The organism is Streptomyces sp. NPDC007162 (assembly GCF_040634175.1).
In the GTDB taxonomy this organism is placed as follows: Bacteria; Actinomycetota; Actinomycetes; order Streptomycetales; family Streptomycetaceae; genus Streptomyces.
In genome coordinates this window covers 1-23,087 of the sequence record NZ_JBEYFC010000099.1, presented here as the reverse complement: position 1 = coordinate 23,087, position 23,087 = coordinate 1, and the positions used below count along the sequence as shown (strand labels likewise).

The 23,087-nt window shown below is 69.6% G+C and carries 22 protein-coding genes and 1 pseudogene; 12 read left to right on the top strand and 11 right to left on the bottom strand.

Annotated elements, in window-relative coordinates; translation table 11 throughout:
* Positions 1-661 (top strand): annotated as a pseudogene (locus ABZ646_RS14885) (acetyl-CoA C-acyltransferase); the annotation flags it as partial.
* A 284-nt stretch (positions 662-945) separates the two neighbouring features.
* Positions 946-2,850 carry an AMP-dependent synthetase/ligase gene (locus tag ABZ646_RS14880; RefSeq protein WP_360517940.1) on the top strand — a complete coding sequence of 635 codons (1,905 nt, stop codon included), beginning with the start codon at positions 946-948 and terminating at the stop codon, positions 2,848-2,850.
* A gap of 43 nt (positions 2,851-2,893) precedes the next feature.
* Here ABZ646_RS14880 and ABZ646_RS14875 read toward each other — a convergent pair whose 3' ends face one another.
* Positions 2,894-3,592, bottom strand: a complete 699-nt coding sequence (locus tag ABZ646_RS14875) for a TetR/AcrR family transcriptional regulator (RefSeq protein ID WP_360517934.1) — start codon at positions 3,590-3,592, stop codon at positions 2,894-2,896.
* Positions 3,593-3,675: 83 nt separating this feature from the next.
* On the opposite strand from ABZ646_RS14875, the gene ABZ646_RS14870 reads away from it, so the two are divergent.
* The gene (locus ABZ646_RS14870) at positions 3,676-4,518 is read left to right on the top strand and encodes an NAD(P)H-binding protein (protein ID WP_360517931.1); all 843 of its coding nucleotides are present in this window, start codon (positions 3,676-3,678) and stop codon (positions 4,516-4,518) included.
* Between the two features lie 277 nt (positions 4,519-4,795).
* Here the strand turns inward: ABZ646_RS14870 and ABZ646_RS14865 are convergent, their stop codons facing one another.
* The gene (locus ABZ646_RS14865; protein WP_003992177.1) at positions 4,796-4,999 is read right to left on the bottom strand and encodes a cold-shock protein; all 204 of its coding nucleotides are present in this window, start codon (positions 4,997-4,999) and stop codon (positions 4,796-4,798) included.
* A 293-nt stretch (positions 5,000-5,292) separates the two neighbouring features.
* Between ABZ646_RS14865 and ABZ646_RS14860 the strand changes: the two genes are divergently transcribed.
* Entirely contained in the window at positions 5,293-6,141 is an 849-nt protein-coding gene (locus ABZ646_RS14860; RefSeq protein WP_360517928.1) for a menaquinone biosynthesis protein, read from the top strand.
* Positions 6,142-6,203: 62 nt separating this feature from the next.
* The gene (locus ABZ646_RS14855; RefSeq protein ID WP_360517925.1) at positions 6,204-7,850 is read left to right on the top strand and encodes a serine/threonine-protein kinase; all 1,647 of its coding nucleotides are present in this window, start codon (positions 6,204-6,206) and stop codon (positions 7,848-7,850) included.
* A gap of 14 nt (positions 7,851-7,864) precedes the next feature.
* On the opposite strand, the gene ABZ646_RS14850 is transcribed toward ABZ646_RS14855, so the two are convergent.
* Complete coding sequence (locus ABZ646_RS14850; RefSeq protein ID WP_360517922.1) at positions 7,865-12,436, bottom strand: FtsK/SpoIIIE domain-containing protein; 4,572 nt, start codon at positions 12,434-12,436, stop codon at positions 7,865-7,867.
* A gap of 243 nt (positions 12,437-12,679) precedes the next feature.
* Between ABZ646_RS14850 and ABZ646_RS14845 the strand changes: the two genes are divergently transcribed.
* Positions 12,680-12,982: a WXG100 family type VII secretion target gene (locus ABZ646_RS14845; RefSeq protein ID WP_132890319.1), complete on the top strand. Its 303-nt coding sequence runs from the start codon at positions 12,680-12,682 to the stop codon at positions 12,980-12,982.
* 67 nt (positions 12,983-13,049) lie between these two features.
* Here the strand turns inward: ABZ646_RS14845 and ABZ646_RS14840 are convergent, their stop codons facing one another.
* Positions 13,050-13,583, bottom strand: coding sequence for a hypothetical protein (locus ABZ646_RS14840; protein WP_360517919.1), 534 nt, complete (start codon positions 13,581-13,583; stop codon positions 13,050-13,052).
* Between the two features lie 238 nt (positions 13,584-13,821).
* Here ABZ646_RS14840 and ABZ646_RS14835 point away from each other — a divergent pair, with 238 nt between their 5' ends.
* From ABZ646_RS14835 to ABZ646_RS14815, 5 genes are read left to right on the top strand one after another with little or no spacing between them, the layout of a single operon-like run.
* Positions 13,822-14,127 carry a hypothetical protein gene (locus ABZ646_RS14835; RefSeq protein WP_360517917.1) on the top strand — a complete coding sequence of 102 codons (306 nt, stop codon included), beginning with the start codon at positions 13,822-13,824 and terminating at the stop codon, positions 14,125-14,127.
* Complete coding sequence (locus ABZ646_RS14830) at positions 14,124-15,401, top strand: putative T7SS-secreted protein (RefSeq protein WP_360517914.1); 1,278 nt, start codon at positions 14,124-14,126, stop codon at positions 15,399-15,401. Before ABZ646_RS14835 ends, ABZ646_RS14830 begins: the two co-directional genes overlap by 4 nt.
* A 12-nt stretch (positions 15,402-15,413) precedes the next feature.
* The gene (locus tag ABZ646_RS14825; protein WP_360517911.1) at positions 15,414-15,992 is read left to right on the top strand and encodes a hypothetical protein; all 579 of its coding nucleotides are present in this window, start codon (positions 15,414-15,416) and stop codon (positions 15,990-15,992) included.
* A complete protein-coding gene (locus ABZ646_RS14820; protein WP_360517908.1) occupies positions 15,989-16,657 on the top strand; it encodes a hypothetical protein in 669 nt (222 codons plus the stop codon). The genes ABZ646_RS14825 and ABZ646_RS14820 overlap by 4 nt, the downstream gene beginning before the upstream one ends.
* Positions 16,654-17,217, top strand: coding sequence for a hypothetical protein (locus tag ABZ646_RS14815; RefSeq protein ID WP_360517905.1), 564 nt, complete (start codon positions 16,654-16,656; stop codon positions 17,215-17,217). The genes ABZ646_RS14820 and ABZ646_RS14815 overlap by 4 nt, the downstream gene beginning before the upstream one ends.
* A 44-nt stretch (positions 17,218-17,261) precedes the next feature.
* On the opposite strand, the gene ABZ646_RS14810 is transcribed toward ABZ646_RS14815, so the two are convergent.
* The 4 genes from ABZ646_RS14810 to ABZ646_RS14795 all read right to left on the bottom strand — a co-directional run bounded on the left by ABZ646_RS14810 (position 17,262) and on the right by ABZ646_RS14795 (position 20,339).
* Entirely contained in the window at positions 17,262-17,951 is a 690-nt protein-coding gene (locus tag ABZ646_RS14810) for a hypothetical protein (protein ID WP_360517902.1), read from the bottom strand.
* Positions 17,952-17,993: 42 nt separating this feature from the next.
* Complete coding sequence (locus ABZ646_RS14805) at positions 17,994-18,614, bottom strand: hypothetical protein (RefSeq protein ID WP_360517899.1); 621 nt, start codon at positions 18,612-18,614, stop codon at positions 17,994-17,996.
* Between the two features lie 67 nt (positions 18,615-18,681).
* A complete protein-coding gene (locus ABZ646_RS14800; protein ID WP_360517896.1) occupies positions 18,682-20,025 on the bottom strand; it encodes a putative T7SS-secreted protein in 1,344 nt (447 codons plus the stop codon).
* Positions 20,022-20,339: a hypothetical protein gene (locus ABZ646_RS14795; RefSeq protein ID WP_360517893.1), complete on the bottom strand. Its 318-nt coding sequence runs from the start codon at positions 20,337-20,339 to the stop codon at positions 20,022-20,024. The genes ABZ646_RS14800 and ABZ646_RS14795 overlap by 4 nt, the downstream gene beginning before the upstream one ends.
* A gap of 714 nt (positions 20,340-21,053) precedes the next feature.
* Between ABZ646_RS14795 and ABZ646_RS14790 the strand changes: the two genes are divergently transcribed.
* Positions 21,054-21,410: a hypothetical protein gene (locus ABZ646_RS14790; RefSeq protein WP_360517937.1), complete on the top strand. Its 357-nt coding sequence runs from the start codon at positions 21,054-21,056 to the stop codon at positions 21,408-21,410.
* 216 nt (positions 21,411-21,626) lie between these two features.
* On the opposite strand, the gene ABZ646_RS14785 is transcribed toward ABZ646_RS14790, so the two are convergent.
* The 3 genes from ABZ646_RS14785 to ABZ646_RS14775 all read right to left on the bottom strand — a co-directional run bounded on the left by ABZ646_RS14785 (position 21,627) and on the right by ABZ646_RS14775 (position 22,999).
* Entirely contained in the window at positions 21,627-22,142 is a 516-nt protein-coding gene (locus ABZ646_RS14785) for a DinB family protein (protein ID WP_360517890.1), read from the bottom strand.
* Positions 22,143-22,277: 135 nt separating this feature from the next.
* On the bottom strand, positions 22,278-22,652 hold the full coding sequence (locus ABZ646_RS14780; RefSeq protein WP_360517887.1) for a hypothetical protein: 375 nt from the start codon (positions 22,650-22,652) through the stop codon (positions 22,278-22,280).
* Positions 22,652-22,999 carry a hypothetical protein gene (locus ABZ646_RS14775; protein ID WP_360517884.1) on the bottom strand — a complete coding sequence of 116 codons (348 nt, stop codon included), beginning with the start codon at positions 22,997-22,999 and terminating at the stop codon, positions 22,652-22,654. The genes ABZ646_RS14780 and ABZ646_RS14775 overlap by 1 nt, the downstream gene beginning before the upstream one ends.
* Positions 23,000-23,087: the final 88 nt, after the last annotated feature.

Here is a 23,087-nt window from a genome sequence, read left to right as displayed (position 1 = left end):
GGAAGTGCGGGGAGCGCTGGACGTGCACCGGGACAGGTGTGCCGGGCTCGGCGTCGGCCTGGAACGGGACCAGAACCTGCGCCCGGACTCCACCGTGGAGAAACTCGCCCGCCTCAAGCCGGTGTTCGGCACCGCGGACCCCGACCCGACGATGACGGCCGGCAACTCGACCCCGCTCACCGACGGTGCCGCGCTCGTACTGCTGGCCTCCGACGACTGGGCGGCCGAGCGCGGCCTGCGCCCTCTCGCGTACCTGACGGCCTACGAGACCGCCGCCGTCGACTTCGTGCACGGCGACGTCGCGGGCGGCGAGGACGGGCTGCTGATGGCGCCGGCGTACGCGGTGCCGCGCATGCTGGAGCGGGCGGGCCTCGACCTCGCGGCGGACTTCGACCTGATCGAGATCCACGAGGCGTTCGCCTCCCAGGTGCTGGCCACCCTCGCCGCCTGGGAGAAACGGGGACTGCCGGCCGTCGACCGGGACCGGCTGAACGTCAACGGCTCGTCGCTGGCCACCGGGCACCCGTTCGCCGCCACCGGCGCCCGGATCGTCGCGACCCTTGCCAAGTCCCTTGCCGAGCGGGAGGCTCCTGGGCGCGGTCTGATCTCCGTCTGCGCCGCGGGCGGTCAGGGGGTGACGGCCGTTCTGGAGCGGCCCTGACCCGGTCGGTGAGGGGCTGATGTGAGAGACCCTCACGTTACCTCCGGGATTGCACAGGCTTGGCCCCGTACCATCCCCGAAACCTCACAACGCCGCCACAGCGGAGCCGTACGCTCTGCGTCTAACCGCCGGTAACCCTTTTCGGAGGTCCGGCCCCGGTGAACGCCTCGCCGCACGAGGCACGTACGTGATGCAGCAAGCAGTTCACCGCTGCACGCCCGAGGAGCCGCCCCGTGTCCACTTCCTCCTTCCAGAACGCCGCCCCGGTCTCCTCCGGTGTCACGATCAACGCCACGGACTACGACGGGAAGCCGATCCTGGTCGAGCCCCACGTCCAGCGGCTGGACGGGGCCGTGCGGGAGGCGTACGTACCGCCGTTCGCCCCGCCGATACGGCACGGCTCGCTCGCCGACCTGCCGTTCGAGAACGCCGAACGGGAGCCGGACGCGGTGGTGCTCAGCCGCAAGTCCGCCCCGGAGGACGGGCGCTGGGAGAACGTGACGGCGGCCCGGTTCGCCGAACAGGTGCTGGCGGTGGCGAAGGGGCTGATCGCGGAGGGCCTGATGCCGGGCGACCGGATCGCGGTCATGGCCCGGACGACGTACGAGTGGACCCTGCTCGACTTCGGCGCCTGGGCGGCCGGCCTGGTCACCGTCCCGATCTACCCGACCTCCTCCGTCTTCCAGACCCGCTGGATCCTGCACGACTCCGGAGCGGTCGCCCTGGTCACCGAGACGAGCGCGCAGGCCGCCGCACTCGGTCCGGAACTCGACCGGCTGCCCGACCTGCGGCACCTGTGGGTGATGGACAAGGGACACGTGGACCGGCTCGCGGAGGCGGGCGGACACGTCCACGACGCCGAGGTCGGCGTCCGGCGGGGCATGCTCGGCCCCGACACCCTCGCCACCCTCATCTACACCTCGGGCACCACCGGCCGCCCCAAGGGCTGCGCCCTGTCGCACGGCAACTTCTTCGCCGAGGTCGACAACGCGATCGAACTCCTCTATCCGATCTTCAAGGCGCGCAACGACGAGGAGGTCTCCGTCCTCCTCTTCCTCCCCATGTCCCACGTCTTCGGCCGGATGGTGGCGATCGCCTGCATCCGCGCCCGGGTCCGCCTCGGCCACGCCCCCAGCCTCAAGGCCGATGACCTGCTCCCGGACCTCGCCGCCTTCAGGCCGACCTGCCTCCTCACCATCCCGTACATGTTGGAGAAGGTCTTCAACACCGCCCGGGCGAAGGCGGAGGCGGGCGGCCGGGTCACCGTCTTCGACCGCGCCACCGGCGTCGCCCAGCGCTACGGCGAGGCCCTGGAGGCCAGACAGACCGGCACCGGCAGCGGCCCCGGCCGCGCCCTGAAGACCGCCCGCGCCTTCTACGACCCGCTCGTCTACCGCCGTATCCGCACCGCCATGGGCGGCCGGGTCCGCCACATCATCTGCGGCGGCTCACCGCTGGGCCGCCGCCTCGCCGCGTTCTACGCCGGCGCGGGCATCGAGATCTACGAGGGCTACGGCCTGACCGAGACCACCGCCGCCGCCACCTGCACCCCGCCGCTCAAACCCCGGCTGGGCACGGTCGGCTGGCCGATGCCCGGCACCAAGGTCCGCATCGCCGCCGACGGCGAGATCCTGATCGCGGGCGACCACGTCCTGCGCGGCTACTGGGACCCGGCGGCCGGCGGGGTCGTCCCCGCCACCCGGGACGGCTGGCTGGCCACCGGTGACATCGGCGAACTCGACGACGAGGGCTACCTCACCATCACCGGCCGCAAGAAGGAGATGCTCATCACCGCCGGCGGCAAGTCGGTGGCCCCCGCCCCGCTGGAGAACTGGCTGCGCTCGCACCCCCTGATCTCCCAGGTGATGCTGGTCGGCGACGGCCTGCCCTACGTCAGCGCGCTGATCACCCTGGACCGGGACGGCCTCACCCACTGGCGGCAGATGAACGGCAAGCACCCGGTGCCGCCGGAACTTCTCCTGGACGACGTCGAGTTGTGCGCCATCCTGCAACGGGCCGTCGACGAGGCGAACAAACTCGTCTCCCGCCCCGAGTCCATCCGCCGCTTCACCATGCTCCCCGTCGACTTCACCGAGGAGGCGGGCCACCTGACCCCGTCGATGAAGCTCCGCCGGGACACGATCATGAAGGACTTCGCAACGGAGATCGAGAGCCTGTACGTGAGGTAGCGCCCCTGCGGCGCCGCACCCGAAGTACCGTCGGCCGCCTCGCTCACCCCTCCTCGGCCAGCCGATCCAGCCACTCCCGCAGCAACTCCCGCTCCGCCCCACTGAGCACCGTCTGCTCGGGAAGCCCGGCCCGCAGCGCCCGTGCCGCCCCCGCGGGCCCCGCGGCACGCACCGCCGGTTCCTCCGTGGTGATCGCCGTGACCATCGCCTCCCGGAGCGTGGTCAGCAGCGCCGGGTCGCGGTCCGCCTCCGGCATGGACAGCCAGGTGAGGACCGCCCCGCGGGCCGTGGCGTGGATGACGTTCGCCGCGAGCGCCTCGCCGACGCGCAGCAGACCGCCGACGGCGAGCCGCCGGACCCGGCTCCGGAGGATCTCGAGACCGGTCCGGAACGCGGGCGAGTCGCTGCGGGCGACGTCGCCGTACATCAGGGAGTACAGCGCGGGGTTCTCCAGGCCGAACCGGACCGCCAGGTCCCAGCTGTCCCGCAGGTCCTGGATCGGGTCCTCGGGGTCGGGGACGACTCTCTTGCTCGCGAGGAAGGCGGCGAAGCCGTGCTCGGCCACCGCCTCCAGCAGCCCCTCCTTGTCGCCGAACAGCCGGTAGATGGCCGGGGGCTGGAGTCCTGCGGCGACGGCCACCGCGCGCGTGGTGACGGCGTCCCGCCCGTCGCGCTCCAGCAGGGCGATGGCGGCGTCGACGACGCGTCGGCGGGTGTCCGGGTCACGTGGTTCCGAGGGCATTTATCAACGATATCGATTTCTCGCTTCCATCGATAGTAACGATGTTACTCTCAATCTGTTTCCGTTGATACCTGGAGGACATCGTGATCATCGTGACCGGAGCGACCGGGCAGCTCGGCAGCCGGATCGTGGCGCGCCTGCTGGACCGGATGCCGGCCGACCGGGTCGGCGTCAGCGTCCGTGACCCGAAGAAGGCGCGGGCCCTCGCCGACCGGGGGGTGCGGGTGCGCCAGGGCAGCTTCACCGAGCCGGCCGGACTCGCGCACGCCTTCGAGGGCGCGTCCCAGATCCTGCTCGTCTCCGTCGACCGGATGGGTGACGAGACCGTACGACAGCACCGCACCGCCATCGAGGCCGCGGCCGCGGCCGGCGCCCGCCGGGTCGTCTACACCGCCCAGATGGGCGCGAGCCCCGCCTCCCGCTTCCAGGCCTGCCGTGACCACGCGGCCACGGAGCGGGACCTGGCCGACTCGGGCCTGTCCTGGACCTCCCTGCGCAACGGCTTCCATGCCACCAGCGGGCTCGACTTCCTGGCCCAGGGCCTGGCGTCCGGGCAGGTCGCCCTGCCCGCCGACGGCCCGGTCTGCTGGACGGCCCACGACGACCTGGCGGAGGCGGCCGCCGTCGTGCTGGCCGACGAGGGCCGCTTCGAGGGGCCGACGCCCCCGCTGACCGGCTCGGAGGCGCTCACCTTCGCCGACCTCGCCGAACTGGCCGGGGCGACCAGGACCACCGTCCCCGACGACGAGTTCCTCCGCCACCTGCTCGGCGACGGGGTCCCCGCGGAGACGGCCGGACACCTCCTGGGCATCTTCACCGCGGCCCGCGAGCACGAGTTCGCGACCGCCGGCCCCGCCCTCGCGGACCTGCTCGGCCGCGAACCCGTCTCCATGCGGACACTGCTGCGCGAGCGCCTGGCCGGGTGAGGGGTCCGCCGGTTCCGGCGCATTCCGGCGGAAACGCCGAGAATGCGCCGAGAAGGAGCCGAGAAGACCCCAGGTGGACGTCAAGAAGACACGGGGAAACCACAGGGAAGCCGCAGGGAGGCACGGAATTGAATACAGGGCGCGCGTCCGGCGCCTCTCGGCGGTCTTCCGCGCTTCCCCGCTTCCCGCCGGGAAAAGGCAGGAGCCCCGTCGCCGGATGGCGCGGGGCTCCTTGGGTACTGCACTCAGGCTGCGATCAGACTTGGTTTGTCTGGGATCAGACGGGGGTGACGTTCTCCGCCTGCGGACCCTTCGGGCCCTGCGTGACGTCGAAGCTCACCTGCTGGTTCTCCTCGAGGGAGCGGAACCCGCTGGCGTTGATCGCGGAGTAGTGGACGAAGACGTCGGGGCCGCCGCCTTCCTGGGCGATGAAGCCAAAGCCCTTTTCGGCGTTGAACCACTTCACGGTTCCGGTAGCCATAAGCCCTCCTTGGGCTCAAAAGGGTCGCCCTGCTCCAGAACCTGCAAGTGTGAAAACAAACTAAGTGCCGCACAACTGCATATGTCTGAAAACGACGAGAGCCCGCGGTTACATGCTCCGCAGGCTCTGTACTGCAAGGGAAACCAAACTGCAACTTGCGGCGAGCCTAGCATGTGGGCAGCCGAATGCAACAGAGGCCAAGATCACGTCACTCGGACGTTTGAATGATGCCAGGGGGCCTTGACGGCGGGGGCGGTCTCAGCACCGTACCTCATGGGGTCTAGTCTCGCGATGTGGACAATTCTCGCACCCGGCCGCGCGTCGGACACATCCAGTTCCTGAACTGCCTGCCCCTGTACTGGGGGCTCGCGAGAACCGGCACCCTCCTCGACTTCGAGCTCACGAAGGACACCCCGGAGAAGCTCAGCGAGCGACTGGTGCGCGGCGACCTCGACATCGGCCCCATCACCCTCGTCGAGTTCCTGCGCAACGCCGACGACCTGGTCGCCTTCCCGGACATCGCCGTCGGCTGCGACGGCCCCGTGATGTCCTGCGTGATCGTCTCGCAGGTTCCGCTGGACCAGCTGGACGGCCGCCGGGTCGCCCTCGGCTCCACCTCGCGCACCTCGGTCCGGCTGGCCCAGCTGCTGCTCGCCGAGCGCTACGGCGTCCAGCCCGACTACTACACCTGCCCGCCCGACCTCAGCCTGATGATGCAGGAGGCGGAGGCGGCGGTGCTGATCGGCGACGCGGCCCTGCGCGCCAACCTGCTGGACGGCCCGCGCTACGGCCTGGAGGTCCACGACCTCGGCGCGCTGTGGAAGGAGTGGACGGGGCTGCCGTTCGTCTTCGCGGTCTGGGCGGCACGCCGCGACTACCTGGAGCGCGAGCCGGGCATCACCCGTGACGTGCACACCGCCTTCCTCGACTCCCGCAACCTCTCCCTGGAGGAGGTCGCCAAGGTCGCCGAACAGGCCGCCCGCTGGGAGGCCTTCGACGAGGCGACCCTCGCCCAGTACTTCACCACCCTCGACTTCAGCTTCGGCGCGCCGCAGCTCGCGGCGGTCACCGAGTTCGCCCGCCGGGTGGGCCCGACGACCGGGTTCCCGGCGGACGTGAAGGTCGCTCTGCTGGAACCCTGACAGGCCATAGGCTGCTGCGTGGACTCCGGGGGGTCCGGACTCTCTCAGGGGGGTGGGGGCGCATGCAGCCGCTCGCGGGTGACGAACCGACGGCCGTGGGGCCCTACCGGCTGCTCGGCCGGCTCGGCTCCGGCGGCATGGGCCGGGTCTACCTGGGCCGGTCGGCGGGCGGCCGGACGGTCGCGGTGAAGATCGTGCACCCGCACTTCGCGCCGGACGAGGAGTTCCGGGCCCGGTTCCGCCGCGAGGTGGCCGCCGCCCGGCGGGTCGGCGGCGCCTGGACGGCCCCCGTCCTGGACGCCGACCCGGACGCGCCGGTGCCCTGGGTCGCCACCGCCTACGCGGCCGGACCGTCCCTGACGGCCGCCGTCACCGACATCGGCCCGCTGCCCGCGCACACGGTACGGGCACTCGGCGCGGGGCTCGCCGAAGCGCTGGCGGCCGTCCACGCACTGGGCCTGGTGCACCGGGACGTGAAACCGTCCAACGTGCTGCTCACCCTGGACGGGCCGCTGCTCATCGACTTCGGCATCGCCCGGGCGACCGACGGCACCGCGTCCCTGACGTCCACGGGGGTGTCGATCGGCTCACCGGGATACATGTCTCCCGAACAGATCCTCGGCAGAGGCGTCACGGGCGCCGCCGACGTGTTCTCGCTGGGCGCGGTGCTCGCGTACGCGGCGAACGGGGAGCCGCCCTTCCGTGGCGACTCGTCGGCCGCGCTGCTCTACAAGGTCGTCCACGAGCAGCCGGAACTCGGCTCGCTGAGCGGTGAGTTGCGGGCGCTGGCCGAGGCGTGCCTGGCCAAGGAGGCGGGGGAGCGGCCGGGGCCTTCGGAGCTCGCCCGGCGGCTGGCTCCCCAGGGGGCCGCGCGGCTGGTGACCGGTGGGTGGCTGCCGGGGGCGCTGGTGGAGCGGGTGAGCCGGAGCGCCGTACAGGTGCTGAACCTCGACGCGGGTGGGGACACGGCGGCGGGGGGCGAGGCGGCGGTGCCCGGGTCGGGGCCGGTGGGGTTCAGCAGTCCCTCGGTGGGGGAGTTCGGCCCACCGCCACCGAAACCGCCCCCTGAAGCCGGGGCTCCCATGGCCCCTGTGGCCGCCGCGGCCGCTGTGGACCCGTCGCCCGGAAAGGTGTCGGTGAGCGTCGCGGCGACCGCCGTACCCGGGGAGGGCGGGCGAGGACGCCGGGTCAGCTGCACGGTGGCGCTGGCCGTGGCCGGGGCGCTGGCCGTGGCGACGGTCGGACTGGGCTTCCTGGTACGACCCTGGCTCCACGGCGACGACGGCTACAGCGCGGGGTCGGGCCGGACGGCCCCCACCCCTGTCTCCTCGGGTGGCGCCGCGCCGTCCGGGGGCGCGATCCCGGCGTCGTACCTCGGTACCTGGGAGGGCACGGCCACCGCGCTGGACGGCAACCTGCCCATCGGCACCTTCCGGGTCACCGTCGGACAGGCGGCCGTCGGCGCGGAGCTGGGGCGGCTGCGCCAGACCGACCAGCTGGGCGGGGTCTGCACGGACGTCCTCACCCTGAAGGCGGTGACGAAGACGAGGCTCGTCGCCTCCTCGACGGGCGCCAAGGGCAATCACGACGGCTGCGACCCCGCCACGAACACCGTCTACCTGACCCCGAGCGACGACACCCTCGTCTACACCTCGAACAGCACGACAGAGGGCAACCCGGTATCCGTGATGTCGAAGACGGCGGGGTGACCCCCGTTCCCGTCCTACTGCGGTGTCGTGACCGTGACGTGTTCGCCGGTGCCCAGGTGCAGCATGCCCTTGCCGGGCTGGATCGGGCCGCCGACCATGGCGCGGGTCGTCCGGATGCCGATCAGCTCGCCGGAGCCGGACTCCTGCGGGGAGAGCAGGATGCCCCTGCGGGCCTTCTTGGCGTCGACCTGCCAGCCGGAGAAGCCGTCGCAGATCTCGTCCTCGTCACCCGCGATGACGACCGCCAGGCCCTCCTCGGCACCCCGCTCCACGATCCGCTTGAAGACGTCCTCGGCATCGCAGTCGTCCAGCACCTCCGCGTCGTCCACGAGGACGACGACCGGATCGGCCGGGGTGGCGGTGTTCACGAGCTCCTCCAGCTCGTCCTCGTCGACGTCCCGCCCGGTGAAGACCTTCAGCACCCCCTCCCGGCCCTCGAGTTCACGCAACGGGGACTGCCGGGGCGCGGCGATCACGATCCGTACGCCGTTGGCGAGGTAGGAGCGGGCGAAGCCCAACAGGGCCGTCGACCGGCCCGACTTGGCCGGCCCGCCGATCACGAACGCCGGCACGCCCTGGGCCAGGTCGGGTCCGAAGGCGGTCAGTTCGTCACCGCCGACGCCCACCAGCGCCCACAGCGGAGCGGCCGCCGTAGCCGGATCCCGCATCGCCCAGGCCTCCTCGAAGGAGATCCGGCCGGGCAGCACGTCCACCCGGAACGGCCGCCGCGAACGCGGCACCTGCGCGTCCCTGGCCTCGGCCGTCTCGGCGATCGCGACGATCGCGGCGGCCTGCCCCTGCCCGGTGGTGTCCGCGGAGAGCAGCGCGAACTGCGTCTCCGCGGCCGTCTCACTGCGGAACGCACGGCCCGGCGGGATCTCCTCGGGCACCTTGCGGGAGTTGATGTCCAGCATGGAGAAGTCGGCACGGTCGGCGAGCCGCAGCCCGTACTTGTCCTCGGTGAGGGAGGAGATCCGCCCGGCCAGGATCTGCCGGTCACCGGTGAGGACGAGATGGATGCCGACGCTCGCGCCCTCCCGCATCATCACCATGATCTGGTCGGTGAGGTCACCGTGGTTCAGCTCGCCCAGGGTCGGCAGCCAGCCCTCCCAGCGGTCGAGCAGCAGCACGATGTGCGGCAGCCGCTCCGCCTCCGGCACGGCCGCACGCTGCTCACCGACGTCCGCGAACCCGCGCTCGGCCAGCAGCTCCTGACGTCGGGTCAGCTCCCCGGACAGGCGGGCCATGAGCCGCTGGACGCGCTCGGTCTGGTTGCGGCCGACGACCGCACCGCAGTGCGGCAGCCGGGTCAGCGCGTTCAGCGCGCCGTTGCCGCAGTCGATGCCGTAGAGGTGGACGTCGGCGCAGGAGTTGGTGCGGGCCAGCGAACCGGCGATGGTCCGCAGCACCTGCGAACGCCCGGTGCGCGGGGCACCGGCCACGATGAGGTGCCCGAAGGTCGCGAAGTCCACGGCGACCGCACGGCGTGCCTGGTCGGCGGGCAGGTCCTCGACACCGTACGGGGCCGCGGGCAGCGCCCCCTGCGCCCGGACGGCCGGCACGTCGTCCAGCAGGAGGGTGTCGTCGAGGGCGGGCAGCCACGGGGAGTGCTGCGCCGGGATGGCGAGCGCGGTGTTGGCCTCGCGCACGGCGTCGACGAGCACCTTCAGGTCGGTGATCTCGTCGTCCTCCTTCGCCTCCGACCTGGGCTTGCGCAGCGCCGCCCGCCCGAGGTCCTGCCAGGACAGCGCCCCGGCCCACGGGGCGAGAGTGGCCGGATCGGCGGCACCCGGCCGCCGGCCACCGACCCGCCCCGACTGGAACGGCACCAGCGAGGCGTGCCCCAGCCGGACGTACGCCCGGCCCGGCGTGCTCTTCGCGATGTGCCCGGCGTCGGGCGCGTCGATGACGTCGGTCGACTCACCGGCGTCGGTCACCCGCAGCGCGATGCGGAGGTTGGTGTTGGCGCGGATCTCGGGGGAGACGACGCCGGAGGGCCGCTGGGTGGCGAGGAGGAGGTGGATCCCGAGGGACCGCCCTCGCTGGGCGATGTTGACCAGACCCGTGACGAAGTCGGGCAGATCGCGCACCATGGACGCGAACTCGTCGATGACGATGAGCAGGCGGGGCACCGGCGGGTGCGACGGGTCCCTCCTGACCAGGTCCTGGTAGTCCTCGATGTCCTTGGCGTCGGCGGCGGCGAGGATGTGCTCGCGCCGCTTCAGCTCGGCGCCCAGCGACTCCAGGGCGCGTTCCACCAGGTGGGCGTCGAGGTCGGTGACCATGCCCACCGTGTGCGGCAGCTTCACACAGTCCTTGAACGCCGAGCCGCCCTTGTAGTCGACGAGGACGAAGGTCATGTTCTCGGGGGTGTTGGCGACGGCGAGCGCGGCCACGATGGTCTGCAGCAGCTCGGACTTGCCGGAACCGGTGGTACCCGCGATGAGCCCGTGCGGACCGTCGCGCCGCAGGTCGATGCCGAAGGGACCGTCGTACGACTCCCCGATGACGGCCATGGTCGACTGCCCGCCCATCCGCCACCGGGCGGCGATCGCGTCCCGCGTGGGCGGCTCCAGCTGGAGCACGTCGAGCAGCCGGCTGGCGGCGGGCAGCGCCGAGTCCTCGCTCTCGCCGCTGATGTCCCGCAGCGGGGAGAGCGAGCGGGCGAGCCGGGCGCACCAGGCGGCGGAGACGAAGTCGGGCCGTACGTTCCGCTTGCGCAGCGCCCCGCTCTGCTCGACGCGCAGTCGCAACTCCAGCTCCTGCGGAGCCTGTTCCTCGCCGGTGCCGGCCTGCGGATGCCAGGCCTGGAAGGAGGGGAAGCCACCGACGGCCTGCTGCGGTACGGCCGCCACGGCCGCGTCCGCGCCCGCCACCGGCTCGGCGACGACGACGCCCTGGCACTCTCCGGGCAGGAACCGCTCCTCCTCGTCGAGGCAGAGGGAGTGGATGGCCACCCCCGGCCCCTCCCGCAACAGCCGTACGACACCGGGCAGGGACCGCAGCCGCCGCGACCCGTCCCATACGACGACGATGTCCGGGTCGGAGAACGCCGGGCCGTCCGCCTTGTTCCGCCCGCCCTGCTTGAGGGCCTTCTGCCGGCCGTCGAGGAGCTGGGTGAGCTCGCCGACGCGGGCGCCGACGGTCTCGGAGTCGGTGCCGATGAGCACGTTGACGTCCTGGCCGCTGCCGGGGCGGGAGTGCGGCAGCCAGCGCACCCAGTCCCAGCGGGTGCCGGCGTCGTGGTCGGTGAGGACGTAGAACTGCACGTCCATGGGGCTGTGCAGGACGGCGGTCTGGGCGACGGCCCAACGCCCCAGCGCGTGCGCGGAGTCACCGGGCCCGGCGACACCGATCACCCCGAGGTCGCGCAGCGACAGGCCGACCGGGGCGTCCTCGATGTACCAGCGGACCTTGCGCTTGTGCTCGTCCTGCTCCGGGTCGTCGAGCTCCACCTCGGAGGGGACGCGTCCGGTGCCGAAGCGGATCAGCAGGTGGTCGGCGTCGGTACGGCGCCGCTCCCACAGCCGGGTCCGCGGCCCGGTGCCGTACGTCAGCACGGCGGCGGGGTCCGGCACCGCACCGCGCCGCTCCGACCGCTCGGCGACGAGGGCCTCCTGCGCCTCCTCCTCGATCCGCGCCTTGTGCTCCTTGTACTCCTTGAGCTGCTTGGCGTGGGACTTCCTGCCGTGCTTCTTGTCCATGAAGTAGTTGCCGAAGAGCATGAGCGGACTCATCAGCGCCATGATCAGGTAGTACCAGCGCCCGAACATGAGGACGGAGACGACCGCCCCGACGAGCGGCAGCAGCGCCATCAGCCAGGGCAGCGGCCGGGCCTCGTAGTCGCCGGGCGGGTTCGGCAGCGCGAAGTGCGTCTGCCGGTCGGCGGGACGCAGCCGCGGGGGCCGGTTGTAGTCGAGACCGGCGCCGTCGTCGGACCACTTGAGGGCGGCGTTCGGGGGCGCGTACGAGGTGATCTCGAACAGGCTGTTGCCGAGCGCGAGTTGGGAGCCGAGCGGCCAGTCGCCGTCGCTCTTGAACTCCTCCCCGTCCAGCCGGGCGTCCGCGGCGTGCACCTGGAGTTTGCAGGTGCCGTCGATGGCGATGGAGAGGGTGGCGGCGCGGGCCGGCAGTTCGGGGTCCTCCACGCGCAGGTGCGAGGCGGGCCCGGTGCCGATGTCGTACCGCCCGACGCCGAGCCGGTGCACGGCACCCGCGGCCGGGCCGCCCGCGACCCGGAACTCCACGACACCGGTGGGCTCTCCCATCAGGCAGCCGGCGGGATCGTGCAGGGAGACGACGACACCGTCGCGCAGCGGCGAGCCGACGACGGTGGCGGCCGGGTCGAGGGCGTACCCGTCGACGTAGGCGTGCGGGCCCGACACCTGGAAGGGGGCGGCCTGCCCGCGGTGCGCGCCGATGGGGATGACCTGGGCGCCGCCCCTGTCGGCGGCCGGGAATCCGGAGCCGACCTGCCGGGCCAGTTCCCTGGCGACGTCACCGACCGTCGACTCGGGATCCGCGTCGAGCACGACGTCGGCGGTGGCGCCGCCAACCGGATCGACGACCGTCAGACTCAGGCGCACGTTGTCTCCCCCTCGCAGGCCCGGCACATCCGCAGTGACCTTAGCCGGACCCTAGCCGGAGGGGCTTTCCCGGGTGCAACGGGAGTGCGCCGGTTCACGATTCCCTCGCACAAGGCCCCTGCGGCCACCCGTCCCCCACCCGTAGGATCTTTGCTCGTGCGGACGGCCGAGCCATGGCCGCGATCCGCGCGAACGGTGCCACGGGGGAAGGCCCTGCGGCCACACGAACGGGAGGGGGCCGTCATGGCCGGCAAAGACACGGATCTCACTTATGCCGAGATGGAGAAGGTCGCGGGCGACCTGATCAAGGACATGCACGAGCTTGAGGACAAGATCAAGAACGTGGAGAAGCGGGTCAGCGCCCTGGTGGAGAACGGCTTCACCACCCAGAAGGCCTCGGGAGCGTACGACGACTCCATGAAGGACTTCACCAAGGGCGCGACGAAGACGATCCAGGGCCTGCACGGCCTCTCGGACTTCCTGAAGAAGGCGAAGGAAGCGTACGAGCAGCTGGACGACCAGCTGGCGAAGCAGGCCAAGGGTTAGTAAAGTCCGAGGCCGGCGAACGCCTGGGTGCGACGGAGCGTGCGATCTGCTCCGTCGCACCGGGCTGTCAGGCTTCGGTGGCCCGGGCCTCGCCCGGTTGTTGTCGGCGTGCCAGGTACGTGTGCAGCTCGCTGCCCCGTTCCTCGGTTTTCAGCGTGAGCCATGAGCCGTCCTTGAACTGCAGGAGCAGTCTGTTGTTCTCGAACTCGGGGAGTGGGTCGGCCAGGACGGCTTCGCTGATCGGGATCTCGGTGACGACCTGCATGAGGGCGTCCCGCCGGACGGACACACGCTTGGGCGGAGCTGCCAGCAGGATCCTGTTCCCGGCAAGTGCGACCAGGCGTTGATGGTGGGAGGAATGGCTGTACCACTGCAGGAGGAGGCGACCGGCCGCCTTGTTCCAGTCGCCGTCGAACGTCCTGTCCAGGCCGAGTTCGACGACAGCCTCGTCCCGCCGCTTCTTGTCGAGTCGGGCGGCACGGTGACGCTCCTGTTCCCCGGTGGTCGACAGCGCGCGTTTGACGGCCTCCTCGGCGCGGCCGACGAGGCTCAGCAGCTTTCCTATCCACAGCAGGGGCGTCCCGAGAGCGACACCGAGCATGCCGAGTGGCCTCATGAAGGCGGGGCGCAAGGGCCTCGATCCGGCTGCCGCGAGGACGTCTGCGGGTGGTTCGGGAATCCCGCCGATCGTGCACCAGGCTGCTGCGTCGGGTGTGACGCGGAGCCGGTCCCGAACCGTGCGGTCGGTGCTCGTGGACAAAGCCCGTCCTACCTTCCAAGTCGTTTGCCGAAGGAAGTCTCGCGGCAGTGTCTCATGTCCATGATGGGGGATTTTTTCAATGGCGGACAGAATCAGGTACGACCTCGACATGATCAAGGGGTGCTCGCGCAAGCTGGGCAAACTCCACAACGAGTTTGATCAGCACGGGAATCCTGCGGACGGCTATGAGGACGAACTGGGGCACGACGGCCTGAAGGACGCTTTCGACGAGTTCAGTACCACTTGGAAGAAGACGCGTAAGACGCTTTCGAAGGAACTCAAGAAGCTGGCCGACTATACCGGAGCTGCGGCCCAGAAGTATGAAGAGGTCGACCACGAGTTGGCCAAGGCAATTGCCGAGAACACGGGGAGGGGCAAGAAATGAGCAGGCGCTCCAGCGATTGGCCGCCGCTGTGGGACGGGGATCCCACTCCGGGTGATCCTGACGAAGTCGCCGCCCTCGGGCGGAAGTTGCGGCAGATGGCGGACATGATCGACGAACAGGCTCGCGTCATCAGAGCGTTGTCCTCGGTCGAGGGCTGGGACAGCGACGCCGGCCGTGCTTTCAACGAGATCGCGGACGGCGCGGGGGACCGGCTCAAGAAGGCGTTCGAGCGCTACGACGAGGCGGCCAAGGCCGTGGGTACCAAGGTGGCCGAGGGCGAATCGAGTGAGTTCGCCGGAGAGTTGCACCGAGCCCAGAAGAAGGCTGACAAGGCCTTGGCGGATTACCGTGAGGCCAAGTCCGACCACGACCTGGCCGAGCGCGAAGTGAAGAAGTTCACGGACAAGTGCCTCGTCAGCGAGATACCAGAGGCGGACAAGCCCGAGTACGAGCGCTGGAAGCGGAAGCGGGACGAGGCGCTGCACCGCATCGGGCAGGCGCGCAAGGAAGTCAAGGACGCCCGGGACATCTTCGACGATGCCGGCGACCGAGCGGCCCGCCATATCAGGGACGTGGTTCATCACGACGCGGTGCGCGACCCAGGCGGGTTCATGAACTGGCTTGCCGACTGGGCGGACATGTTTTCGAACATCTCCGCGATCCTGTCTGTTCTGGCCGTTGTCTGCGCGTTCATCCCCCCGTTGCAATTCCTGGTACCCGTCTTCGCCACCCTTGCGGTGCTCTCCAGCGCGGCGGCTCTGGCCGGACACGCCTACGACATGTCGGTGCGCGGAGCGAAGGTCGACTGGCTGAAGCTGGGGACGGACTTTCTCGGAGTCCTGCCCGGGCTCGGCGCCCTCAAGGGCTTCAAAGCCGTGAGCAAGCTTGAGGGCCTGGCCAAGCTCAAGGCCTTCGGCAAGGTCGGTACCTGGGGTGAGGCCGGCCTCCGCGGACTTGACGGCGTCGGACACAACTTCCTCAACGGGATGAGTGTGAGCTTGACGAACAAGGTCCTCGCCCAGGGCCTCAAACTCGGACAGCGACTCAACATCGCGGGTCTGCCGGAGAGGTTCGCGCCCATCGGGGGAAAGCAGATCACCGGAGTCATCAAGGGCAACGGCCTGGTGAGCGCGCTGCACCGGATGTTCAGCGGCGAGAACGGCGGAACCACGGGCTACCAGGAACCGGAAACGGCCCAGCCGACCCCTGCCCCGACTCCGGCCCCGTCGCCCCAGCCGTCGCCGAAGCCCTTCCATGCCGCCCTGGCCGCGTAGGAGGCGATCGGAGTGAGTGACGTGAGTGACCTCGGCGAATGGGAGTTCGTCGGCCGCAGGGGCACGGATCCCGTGCGGCTCGTCCCCGGTGGGGTGATCGCGGCCACCCCGGCCACCAGGGCGTTCGCCGAGCGGTCGGGTGGGGAACTGCGCTTCGACTTCCTGGACGACCGGGCGGTCCTTCGCATGCTCCGGCTTCGGCACCGCGACGAGGTCGCGATGTTCAGTGCCGGACTCAAGATCGGAGCACCTCTCGCGATCGTCGGTTTCGGCGCGGCCGTGTACTGGGGCGGAGTGGTCCAGTACTGGGAGTCGGGTACCGCACGTATCGCCTACGCGTCCGTCGCCGCCGCGGTCGTACTGATCCTGCTCGCCGTGTACGTACGCACCGCTGTGGCCCACTGGGGAGACCCCGTGCGACAGAATCTGCGCGCCCGGGCCCGGAGCTACCGCGAGCTGGCGCATCTCGCGCGCAGGGAGGGGGCGGACGTGCCCGCGCGCTACCCGCACTACGGTCCGTATCCGTTCGCGGCCAGGTTCCACCCCGAAGCGGATGAAGCAGAAGCCAGTGAGGGGAAAGGCCTGTCGTGAGCGCCGTAGCGGCTGAGGAGAATGTCCAGGGCTCGATCGGTGGTCCTGGCATCGACGTCCGCTGGATCATGCCGGAGGGGTTCTTCGAGATCCCCATGGACGCGGGGAGCTTGGACGAGACCGCTGAGCAACTGGTCGAGCTGGCCCGTGCCGTGATGCCGGAAGCCACCTTCGAGGTGCAACTGGAGTGGGCGGTCATGGTCGCCGCGCACTACGACTCCTTCGTGGAGGCCGGGATCCAGTACTCCGGCTTCGTCATGACGGAGGTGAACGGGGAGCGGTGTACGGCGACGGTCACCGTCAGCATGATCGATCTGGACGAGAGAGCAGGCCTCCGTCCCGTGGGGTTCCTGGGCTCGACGATGCGTCACCTCGACATGGGACAGGTCAGCGAGATCACGCTGCCCTGCGGACCGGCTGTCTCCTGCATCGGAACCCGGAAGGGCAGCATGCCCGGCAGCCTCACCGCGTCCGGGGCCGACGAGCCGGTGGTGACCTCCTTCATTCAGGTCCAGATACCGCTGAGCAACGGGACGGCACTGGTCCTTGAGATGGGTACACCGACACCCCAGGCATGGGACGTCTTCTCGGCGATGTTCGCCGGCGTCGTGAAGAGCGTCCGGCTGTTCAACGAGTCGGGCAAGCCGATGGTGATGCCCGGATGAGCACAGAGTCCGACATCACGGTGCCGCCCAAGGACTACCGGCTCCTGGTTCCCCGGGACTGGTTCCGTATCGATCTCACCCAGGACCGCTGGCGCGCCCAGCTGAAGAAGTTCGTGGACCACCAGGCAGAGGGCAAGAACGTTCCGGCCGAGCTCAAGCAGGAGACCTGGGCGACTCTGCGCAACACCGCCGAGGCCGGGGTGCGGACCGGCGCGCTGGAGTTTTTCCTGAGGCCGGAGCTCGAAGGCGGCGGAATCCTGCCCGCTTCGCTGATCGTCTCCCTGATTCCTCGCCCCGGGGGACTGACTCCCGCACAGCTCCAGGAGTCGCTCGCAACGGAGCAACGACACGCTGCCTCCACCGCGGAGATGTCGACCGTCCTTCTCCCGGCCGGGGAGACCGTCCAGGTCCTCACCCCGACGACCATGGACCTGTACGTCCAGATGCCCGGTGCCTTCGGCTACCTCGCCCTCGCGTTCGCGGTGCCGCTCAGCGGGGTGACGGGACCCATGCGCAGACTCTGCGAGTCGATCGCGGGATCGCTGCGGTGGATTGTGTGAGTTCGGCTCTCAGACCCGGGTGTGCTGCTGGCCGGGGTGAGCGGCTATGAATTCAGCGTGGACTTGTTCTGTCCCTCGCTCAAGGGCGACTCGAAGCTGGTGAGTTCCGCGATGTTGTGGAGGATCGCCCGGTATTGGGCGCGGCGTTCGACCGCCGTGGTGCTCAGGGTGAGAACCGCCAGGCGTTTGCCGTCCGGGTGGGGAAGGTGGGCGTGGATCTGGAGCAGCGGGGTCGGTGGAAGGCCGAAGTCGGGGGACGGGGTACGCACGGTCTCACCCATGGACGCGGGCCCGCTGGGCAGCTCCAGGTACTCGACGTGCGCATGCTGCTCGGCCGTCGCCACCGCCCGTGCCGCGCTCACCGGCCGCGGTGCCCAGGCGATGTCCCGCCACGACACCGTGAAGAGGGAATGCAGAGTCTCGCCGGCGCTACCCGTGACGTCGTCGCGGTGGACGCCCAGGGCGCAGTGGACGGTGCCCACCTCCCGGAGGGCGCGCAGGAGCTGCTGTCCCGAGGCCAGCTGAGCGATGAACTGCTGCCTGGTGACGCCATCGGGGATGGCCTCGGCCAGAGGGGCCAGTGCCTCACGGAGACGGTCTGCCTCGGGGGAGGCGGGAGCGGCGAGGAGCGCATCGATGGGCAGTTCGGTGAAACCGCCAGGCACGGCGAACCAGATACCGGCGTGCGGATCGTTCGCCGAATCGTCAATGATGACCTGGGGAGTCGTGTCCATATTCGCTATTCGTTCTTCGAGGGTTTCGCCGGTGTCGGGAGCTCAGGAACGGACGGGTACCACCCCGGCGCGACGGCCGCGTTCGATGTCCTCGTCGGTGGCTCCCCAGTCGGCGACGCCGCGAAATTCACCGGCTGCCCCGGTCTGCTGATGAAGGAAGCGGAGACGACGCGGCGCCGACCCGTTGGACGCGGGCGCGGCGAGCACCCCGACGAAACGGGGGTCACCGGCGAACCACACCTCGCCGATCTGCGCCTTCAGCTCCGCTGCCGCACGGGGGGCCATACGGCGGCTCCACCAGCCCACCCCCCAGTGTCGGCCGAACACCACAGCCAGCGACTCCTCCGGCCGGGCAGGGTTCGGGAACTCGAACCAGCCGAACTGCCTGCCGACCACATCGGTCCGCTCGTTGAGGCCATGCCGTACGTCGTGGGACAGCTGCCACGGGTACACCCGCAGGACCCGCCGCATCCGAAAGACGGCGGAAATGATGAAGAGCTGCAAGAAGGCCCGGTAGAAGCTGTAAATAAGGAACGGCACCACGACGATCGCGTACACCGGTCCCAGGAACACCGATAGAACGGCCAGCAGGGCGAACCACGACGCGATCCAGGCGACGAGAGCGGCCACGTTCACCACCAGCTGCTTGCGCCAGGCACGCATGGTCGGAGGGTGCTCCCAGGCTGTGGGGTGCTCTGTGGGGTTCATATGAACTCTCTTGTTCTTCGATTCAAAACACGTGCCGTGCGAGGTCGACCAGCGCGCCGCCGTCCAGGATCGTGCGCGCACCGTCGATTCCGGTTCCACTGTCCTTGGCGCCGTCGTTGTCCAGCTCGTCCACAGCGCTGGACACCAGTCCGTAGCCAGCGGTCACCACACCCAGCGAAGCGGAGGAGATCTCCACGATCTCACCGGCCCGTGCCGAGTCCCGGGCCCCACGCACGACCAGGTTCAAAGCGGGATTTCCGAGGTTGCTGATCGCCTGCGCCTGAGTCATCGTTTTGCTGCCGAGTGTCGTCAGCACCTTCCCCAGGGTGACCACCTCTTCGCCGGCTCGGAGAGCGTTCACTGCGCCACGGGCGCCCAGACCCACTGCGCCCACGCCTGGAATCGCTCCGAGCACGTCGCCGCCGAGGCTGACGACGTTCCCCCAGAAGTCGGAGTCGAACTCGCCTTTGGTGAAGCCGTCCTTTAACGAGGCGAGAATCTCGGAGTCGGTCACGCGCATGATGAGAGCCGTCGCACTCAACGCGGCAGCCGCAAGCAAGAGCACAGCCGCGGCCACACCGCCGGTCGCCACGAACAGCGCCACCAGACCGATGACGCCCGCGGTGAAACTCAGGATGTCGGGCAGGTTCTCGGTGAACCAGTCGCTGAATTCATCGAGCCAGCCCGGCTCGTGCGGCGCCAGCTTGTGTGTGGCGTCGCGGATCTTCCCGGCGCGGTACCGAGCCTTCTCCTCGTGCTCCTCGGCGAGCTTCCTCGCGCGGCCGACGATCTTGTGGAGCTCGGACTGGGCCGCTTCCACCGCGGTGCTGGCGTGGGTCAGGCTCTTCTGGGCCTTGTCGTGCTCGCTTCCCTTGTCCTTCAGGCCGGGGTCGTTCTTCGCCTTCGCGGCGGTCCCCTTCGCAGTGTCCAAGGCGTCCTGCGCGTCCTTGGCCTCCTGCTCGAGCTTCTTGGCGCGGCGCTGGAACTCCTCGAGCTCGCCCTCCCAGCTGTCCAGCTGGCGAGCGGCCTTGCGAATGGAGTGCGCGGCGTTCTTCAGATTGAGCGGGAGGGGGCCATCCTCGATTTGCTCCCGGAAGGCCACGGCCGCGTCGCCTTCCCAGTAACTGCCGTCCATCAGCTTGGTGACGAGTCCATGGGACTCTTCCAGGACCTTTGCGCAGTTGCCGAGCTTCGTGCAGAGGTCGTGGACCGTGTCCGTGTCGCCGGGGGTGGGGTTGAAGCCCAGGTGTGGATAGTTCGGGTTCGGGATGGGTGGAGTGGATTTCAGACCTTGGGGCAGGTCGCCGTCCCGAGCGGCCGAGGAGTTGTCGTACGGAGGCCGTTCCACGTCCGGCGGGTACGTCACTTCGACGCTCCCGCGTCGCCGTGCCTGGACTTCTTCAAGGCCTCTTCCAGCGCCCGGTCGACCTCTTCGTAGCTTTTCTTGCTCTCACCGATGATCTTGGCGAGGTCCTCGGTCTGCTTGCCGATCTCCTCGGTCCCGTACTTCCAGTCGTCCTGGAAGTCCTGGCAGGCCGAGTCCAGGTCATCGGTGCCCAGGCCCGTGACGATGGCGTCACTCAGAGCTTTGCGCAGGCCTTTCAGTGAACTGCTCGATTTGTTGAGGAGTTTCATGAAATGGGCGAGTTCTCCGCCGTCCACGACCAGTCGGTCAGCCATGCGCCGTTCCTCCTCCGCGTACGGAGCCGGCGGCGGGCTGCCGGGCGCTCGTCGCGCCCACGAGCCGTCCTGTGCTGCAACGGGCGTGCGGCAGGGTTCGATGGCGGCTCAAGAGTGGACTCCCCGGCGAGTCAGAGTTCGTCAAGAGATTCCAACGCTATCCTGGCTTCGCCAGCGCGAACTGCCCTGCGAAGGGGCGCATAAGGGCGTCTGTGGGGCGCTTCGAAGAGCGCAACTGGTCCGCGTGTGCTCAGTCGGCGACGGCGTCACGTACATGCGTACCCTGCTACAGGTTCCTCGGTGAGGACCGTGAGCTGTGAACCGTCGCTGAACCGGATGCGCAGTCGATCACTCACATGCGGAGAGTGGCTGTACTGCACGGCCAATTGAGCTGTCTTCGAGGCGTGGCGGCCACGGCGAGTGTGCCACCCGTGTCTCGTCAGCGGTCGACCGCCTAGGCCCTCGGGTGCGGAACGGACAGGGTGAAACGGCAGTGCGATCACGCACTCACGACCGCTGAAGAAGTGAGGCTGAGCGAGCCGAAAAATCCTGTGCGGGCAAGATCATCATCTATTAGGCTCGCCGGGCCAGTCAGGAACCCGCTGGGCCTTCGAAAGAAGAAGCGGCCGGGTTCAGACAACGATGGAGGGGGACCGCGTGAGATTGAGCAGGACCAGAGCCGTTTGCATCACCCTGAGCGCATTCGCTTTGGGGCTGGTCACGGCCAACTCTGCCTCCGCTGGAGGGTGGACCTACGGCGCCTATGAAGGCGGCGGGTACGGCGTCTGGAACTACGATCCGGGCCCCGACCCGATCGGCTACGGCGACGCGCCCGGGGACGCGATCGCGGCCTGTGACACTGCAGCGGACGGCTGGGGCATCGAGGTTCGCCTCGACATCGGCCGCGACGGGGACATCGACCGCACGGTGAGTACCCGCGGAAACAACTCCCCGTACTGCTCAGGCTATGCGACCGGCAACATCCCCGAAGGAACTCCCGTCCGCGTGTGGGTCGTCAAGGTCAGTGGTTCGACCGACTACCACCCCGTCTACAAGGACGGAACCGCGTAAGTCGCAACCGCCACGCGCGGGAAGACCGTCGAGCGTCCTGAGGGCCCGTCAGGTACTGAGGTCTGATGCGTGATGCCGCTGGGCCGACGTCTTGAACTGCGAAGACGAGGGTTCGCCGTGCGGCGTCACGCGAAGATCGCCAGTAACGGCCTCTACCGCATCGGTCGTGAGGGTTGGCCTGGCTCATGAGGGAAGGGCCCGCTTCGCGGGGCTACGCTAGTAGTAGCCCTTCGTACCGTCGAGCAGTTCCCGGACGATGTCCGCGTGCCCCGCGTGTCGCCCTGTCTCCTCGACGAGGTGGATCAGTATCCAGCGGAGGTTGGCGCTGCCGTCGTGGAAGTCGGGGTGGCGGCCGGCGTCGTCCAGGTCAGCCGCGGCAACGATCTCGTTGCTGCGGGCGCACTGGGCCTCGTACTCCGCGAGGAGCTCTGCAAGGGGGCGGCCATCGGTGTGCCAGTCGCCGTTCTTGCTTGACTCGTCGAATGCGGGGTTCCGCTTCTTGTCGCCGCCGAGGAACACCACTTCCAGCCATATGTGCTCGGTCCAGCGCATGTGGGAGATGAGACCGGCCATCGTCATGGCCGGTGAGGTCGGGATGACCTGGCGGCGCGCGTCCTCGTCGCTCAGCCCTTCGCACTTCCAACGGAGGATCTGCCGCTGCAGGTCCAGCCAGCCGACGAGCGCGGTACGTTCGTCCGCTTGGCGTGGGGGGCGTTGAAGTTCCGATGACATGCCGGCGCACGCGACCAGGGCGGTCGGGAGGGGACACCTGGAGGACGGGCTCGTCCGCGATTTTCGATCCTGAGGCGTGTAGGGCTTGGTCCGCTGATGGCGGGAGGCGCACTCAGGACGGTCGACCTGTCCTGGCTACGACCGTAGTTCGCTTCCTCCGGGCCGTCGCGCCTCCCCCTGGGTGCCTTCGCCCTCCTCGTCACTGGCTTCGATCATGCGCATACCCCGGGAATCAGCGACGCGCAGCGCATCGCTGAGGCACTCGGCGAGACGGATGCCGGCGTAGCGGACCTCGGTGTACGGCGACATCGGGTCGTCCAGCACCTGGCGGGCGTGGGCAAGGACATCGGTGCCGGTGGCGAGCTGGGTGGCCTCCAGGTCGTCGGCGAGGCGGGAGAGGTAGCCGCCGCTGTTGTCCGTGACCAGGTAGCACGGCTTGCCCTCGGGGGTGGGCCAGGGGAGGAGACGGAGGGAGGTCGGAGCGTGTGCGCGGCTGTTCGCCTGTTCCATTACGCAGCCACCTCCGGCGAGCCGATCACGCGCTGGTCGAGGTCGATCCCGAAGTCGGCGGCCAGTACGAGGGCGAGCCGCCGGCGCTGCTGGAGGGCGGCCTCGCGCTCGCGCGCGGTGAGGTAGGGGCGGACCAGGGCTGAGTCGGTGCCGTCGAGGAGGGTGGCCAGGCCGTACGGCGACCGGTGGAGGGGGAGGTTCGAGGGCTCGGCGGTGAGGGGGCAGCGTACGAGGGTGAGGTGCAGGTGGGGGAAGGGCGGACGGTGAGGGCGGCGGTGCCGTTTCCCGGTACCGGGGGCGAAGAGGAGGCGCAGCCATTGGAGGGCGCGAGGGATAAGGTCGTGCACGTCGACGCTCCTTGTAAGCGTTGGCCATGCCCCGGGAGGTCTACATGCTGGTGCGCGGCTCCGGCGCCCGCATGGGAGACGCCGAAGC

Bases quoted from the DNA above. Each gene is read 5' to 3' on its own strand.
- ABZ646_RS14875 (WP_360517934.1), bottom strand. From the start codon at position 3,592: ATGCCCTCGGAACCACGTGACCCGGACACCCGCCGACGCGTCGTCGAC.
- ABZ646_RS14865 (WP_003992177.1), bottom strand. From the start codon at position 4,999: ATGGCTACCGGAACCGTGAAGTGGTTCAACGCCGAAAAGGGCTTTGGC.
- ABZ646_RS14855 (WP_360517925.1), top strand. From the start codon at position 6,204: ATGCAGCCGCTCGCGGGTGACGAACCGACGGCCGTGGGGCCCTACCGG.
- ABZ646_RS14845 (WP_132890319.1), top strand. From the start codon at position 12,680: ATGGCCGGCAAAGACACGGATCTCACTTATGCCGAGATGGAGAAGGTC.
- ABZ646_RS14840 (WP_360517919.1), bottom strand. From the start codon at position 13,583: ATGCTCGGTGTCGCTCTCGGGACGCCCCTGCTGTGGATAGGAAAGCTG.
- ABZ646_RS14835 (WP_360517917.1), top strand. From the start codon at position 13,822: ATGGCGGACAGAATCAGGTACGACCTCGACATGATCAAGGGGTGCTCG.
- ABZ646_RS14830 (WP_360517914.1), top strand. From the start codon at position 14,124: ATGAGCAGGCGCTCCAGCGATTGGCCGCCGCTGTGGGACGGGGATCCC.
- ABZ646_RS14815 (WP_360517905.1), top strand. From the start codon at position 16,654: ATGAGCACAGAGTCCGACATCACGGTGCCGCCCAAGGACTACCGGCTC.
- ABZ646_RS14810 (WP_360517902.1), bottom strand. From the start codon at position 17,951: ATGGACACGACTCCCCAGGTCATCATTGACGATTCGGCGAACGATCCG.
- ABZ646_RS14805 (WP_360517899.1), bottom strand. From the start codon at position 18,614: ATGCGTGCCTGGCGCAAGCAGCTGGTGGTGAACGTGGCCGCTCTCGTC.
- ABZ646_RS14795 (WP_360517893.1), bottom strand. From the start codon at position 20,339: ATGGCTGACCGACTGGTCGTGGACGGCGGAGAACTCGCCCATTTCATG.
- ABZ646_RS14785 (WP_360517890.1), bottom strand. From the start codon at position 22,142: ATGTCATCGGAACTTCAACGCCCCCCACGCCAAGCGGACGAACGTACC.
- ABZ646_RS14780 (WP_360517887.1), bottom strand. From the start codon at position 22,652: ATGGAACAGGCGAACAGCCGCGCACACGCTCCGACCTCCCTCCGTCTC.